1 protein-coding gene is annotated in these 4385 nt (G+C 63.7%); it reads left to right on the top strand.

Annotated elements, in window-relative coordinates; genetic code table 11:
- Nucleotides 1-4385: condensation domain-containing protein (locus tag A5643_RS01425; RefSeq protein ID WP_156628431.1), on the top strand; the 4385-nt coding region annotated here is incomplete at both ends.

The raw sequence follows: 4385 nt of genomic DNA, 5'->3' as shown, positions 1-4385 counted from the left end.
CAGTTGGAGTATGTGGGTCGTGCTGATGAGCAGGTGAAGATCCGCGGGTATCGCATTGAGTTGGGGGAGATTGAGGCGGCGTTGGTTGGCCTGGAGGGGGTGGGTCAGGCCGCGGTGGTGGTGCGTGAGGATCAGCCCGGGGATAAGCGTCTGGTGGGGTATGTGACCGAGGACGGTTCGGTGGGGCTGGATCCGGTGGCGGTGCGTAGCGCGTTGGGGCAGCGGTTGCCGGGGTATATGGTGCCGGCCGCGGTGGTGGTGGTTGAGGCGTTGCCGTTGACGGTGAATGGGAAGTTGGATCGGCGGGCGTTGCCGGCGCCGGAGTATGGCGGGGTTGATGCTTATCGGGCTCCCTCGGATGTGACTGAGGAGGTTTTGGCGGGGATTTTCGCTTCGGTGTTGGGTGTGGAGCGGGTCGGGGTGGATGACTCGTTTTTCGACCTGGGCGGGGACAGCATCTTGTCGATGCAGGTGGTGACGCGCGCGCGGGCTGCGGGGGTGATCTGTCGGCCCCGTGATGTGTTTGTGGAGCAGACGGTGGCGCGATTGGCGCGGGTGGCCACGCTCGGCGACGGTGGTGTCGGCGGCGCTGATGACGGGTTGGGGGCGGTGACACCGACTCCGATCATGCGCTGGCTGCACGATGGTGATGGGTTTGAAGGGCCGTCGCGGTGGTTCAACCAGGCCTTGGTGATCCAGGCTCCGGCCGGAGTGGGTGAGGCCGATGTGGTGGCGGTGTTGCAGGCGTTGGTTGATCGCCATGTCATGTTGCGCGCTCGAGTTGTTGATGATTCCGCCGGTGATGACGGTGGGTGGTCGTTGTGGGTGCCGGAGGCGGGCGAGGTTGATGCCGGCGAGTTGTTGAGTGTGGTTGGAGAGTTAACCGAGGAGGCGGTGGTAGCAGCGCGATCGCGGCTGGATCCTGCTGGTGGAGTGATGGTTTCGGCGGTGTGGGCCTCAGCTACCCGCCAGCTGGTGCTGATCATTCATCATCTGGTTGTCGATGGGGTTTCGTGGCGGGTCCTGCTTGAGGATCTCAATATTGCGTGGGCACAACACCGTAGCGGTCAGGCGGTGGAGGTGCCTTCGGTGGGGACGTCGTTTGCGCGGTGGTCGAAGTTGTTGGCCGATTATGCCTATGAGGATGCGGTGGTCGGTCAGGTTGAGGTCTGGCGGCAGGTCGCGGCGGCGCCCCCGGTATTGCCGGCGGTTGACTCGGACCGCGACACGTTTGTGACTGCGGGGCGGTTGTCGGTGTCGTTGGATGTTGAGACGACTCGTCGACTGCTGTCGGAGGTCCCGGCGGCGTTCCATGCCGGTGTGCAAGATGTTTTGTTGATCGCTTTCGGGTTGGCCTGCCACGAATTCTTTACCGGCCATGGGGGTCCGATCGGTATTGATGTCGAGGGCCATGGCCGCGGCGAAGAGTTGTTCGCCGATGTGGATTTGTCGCGCACGGTGGGCTGGTTCACCACCAAATATCCGGTGTCTTTGGCTGTTGGCGCGGTGCCGTGGGCGCAGCTGAAAGCCGGTGATCCGGTGTTGGGGCGGGTGATCAAAGACCTCAAGGAGCAACTGCGTGGGCTACCTGAGGGACTGACGTACGGTCTGGCGCGTTACCTCAATCCCGAGGTCGATCTTGCTGAGGCCGAGCCGGTGATCGGGTTCAACTACCTGGGCCGCCTCGGTGGTAGCGGCGGCATGGCTGAGGGGCTGTGGGGGGTGGACCCCGCGGGCCAGGCGGCGGCTGAGACGGCGGCAGAGATTGCGATGCCGTTGGCGCACACGCTCGAACTCAACGCCGGCACCGTGGAGACCGATGCTGGGCCCAGGTTGCAGGCGAATTGGAGCTGGGCGCCCGCAGCGCTGAGCGCTGAGCAGATTGAGCGGCTGGCGCAGTTGTGGTTCGACGCCTTGGCGGGGATCTGTGCCCATGTGGAGGCCGGTGGTGGCGGGTTGACACCGTCAGACATTGTTCCCGCCCGGCTGAGCCAGCCTCAGATCGATGGTCTTCACCGCCGTTACGGGATCGCTGATGTGTTGCCGCTGACCCCGGTGCAGCAGGGACTGTGGTTTCACACCACCTTGGCCCGCGACGCCGGTGTAGCCCTGGACGACTTGTATGCGGTGCAACTTGAGATCGGCTTCGCCGGAGACCTCGACACTCGCCGGCTCCGCGATGCCGTGGACACGGTGATCGGCCGCCACCCCAACCTTGCTGCCCGATTCTGCGACGAGTTCGACGAGCCCATCCAGATCATTCCCGCCGACCCGGAAATCGCGTGGCAAAACGTCATCTTCGATGCCGGCGAGGGCGGGCTCGACGAGCAGGTCCAGCAGCTGTGCGCGACCGAGCGGACCGCGGTTTGCGATCTTGGCGCCTCGGTGCTGTTTCGGGTTGCTCTTGTTCAGTTGCCCGAAGACCGGTATCGGCTGATCATCACCAACCACCACATCTTGATGGATGGCTGGTCGCTGCCGATTTTGATGCAAGAGATTTTCGCCACCTACTTTGGGCACCGGTTGCCGCCAGCGGTTCCCTATCGGCGGTTTGTGAGCTGGCTGGCCGAGCAGGATCACGACGCCGCACGGTCGGCATGGCAGAAAGTGTTGAAGGGTTTTGACACCCCGACCCTGGTCGCGCCGGCCGAAAGGGCGCGCCTTGGCCCCCGCGGGGTGGAGATCTTCCCCGTCTCTGTTGAGACCACCGAGGCCGTCAACGAGCTTGCCCGCACTCACCGCACCACGGTCAGTACGGTGCTGCAGGCTGCGTGGGCGCAAATCCTCATCGGACTCACCGGCCAGCGTGATGTCACGTTTGGCACCGTGGTCTCCGGGCGGCCCACCGACCTTCCGGGCGCTGAAGCCATCGTCGGATTGATGATCAACACGGTGCCTGCGCGAGCAACTGTCGGTACCGAGACCACCGTCGCCGACCTGCTTGAACAGCTTCAGGTTGGCCGCAACGAGACTCTCGATCACCAGTATTTGGCGTTGACCGAGATTCACCGCGCCACCGGCCACGACCAACTCTTCGACACGCTGTTCGTCTACGAAAACTACCCACTAGACCCCGGCGCCTTCACCGGCACCACCACCGCACTCACCGTCACCGACTTCAACGGCAGGGAAACAAACCACTACCCACTGACCATTGCGGTCCTACCCGGACCCCAACTCGGCCTGCGCTTCGAATACGACACCACCCACTACGACCCCAAAGCCATCGCAGGGCTGAGTGAGCGGTTGCAGCGGGTATTGGCAACCATGGCTGCCGAGCCGAGCAAACCGTTCTCGGCGATCGACCTTCTTGGGGCGGGCGAACTCACCTGGCTCGACAAGGTGGGTAATCGCACAGCGTTGACGACCGCGCCATCGGTGTGGAAGTCGATTCCGGGGTTGTTTGCCGAGCAGGTGGTGGCGGGTCCGGGTGTGGTGGCGTTGCGGTTTGAGGGTCGGTCGTGGACCTACCGGCAGGTGGATGAGGCGTCGAATCGGTTGGCGCATCTGCTAGTTGGTCGTGGTGTTCGCCCGGGTGGCCGGGTGGGGTTGGTGTTGCCGCGTTCGGCTGATGCGGTGATCGCGATCCTGGCGGTGCTCAAAACGGGGGCGGGGTATGTGCCGGTCGACCCGATGGTGCCCGATGAGCGAATCGAGTTCGTGTTCAGCGATGCCGAAGCGGCGGTGGTGCTCGCCGACGCCGAACACGCCGACCGTGTTGCCGGCATGGGCGTGACGGTCATCGATATCGCCGACCCGGTGCTCGCCGATCAACCGGCCACCGCGCTGACAACCGGGCCAGCGGCTGATGACATCGCCTACGTCATCTACACCTCAGGCACCACCGGCACACCGAAAGGTGTTGCCATCACCCACGGCAACCTGACGCAACTGGTCGCTACCCTGGATACTGAGATACCGCGTCCGGGTACCTGGGCGTTGTGTCACTCGCTGGCCTTCGATGCCTCCGTATGGGAAATCTGGCATGCCTTGTTGCGCGGCGGGCGTCTGGTGGTCGCTACCGAATCGGTTACAGCCTCACCGGATAGCTTTCAGGAACTGTTGGTCTCTGAGCGGGTAGAGGTCTTGACGTATACCCCGTCAGCAGTGGCGCAGCTGTCACCGCAGGGTCTCGAATTGATGGCACTGATTGTTGCCGGAGAACCGTGCCCAACGGAGCTGGTGGATCGCTGGGCTCCAGATCGGATGATGCTCAACGCCTACGGCCCTACTGAGGTGACCATTCTCGGTGCGATCAGTGCGGCGCTGACGCCGGGTTCGTCGGTGGTGCCGATTGGTTCTCCTCCACCGGGGGCGGCGTTGTTTGTGTTGGATTCGTGGTTGCGGCCGGTGCCTGCTGGTGTGGTTGGTGAGTTGTATGTGGC

Origin of the sequence: Mycobacterium sp. 1274756.6 (assembly GCF_001668625.1) — a bacterium.
GTDB lineage: Bacteria > Actinomycetota > Actinomycetes > Mycobacteriales > Mycobacteriaceae > Mycobacterium.
The sequence above is the reverse complement of the archived record's forward strand: the minus strand, read 5'-3'. Positions and strand labels throughout refer to the sequence as shown.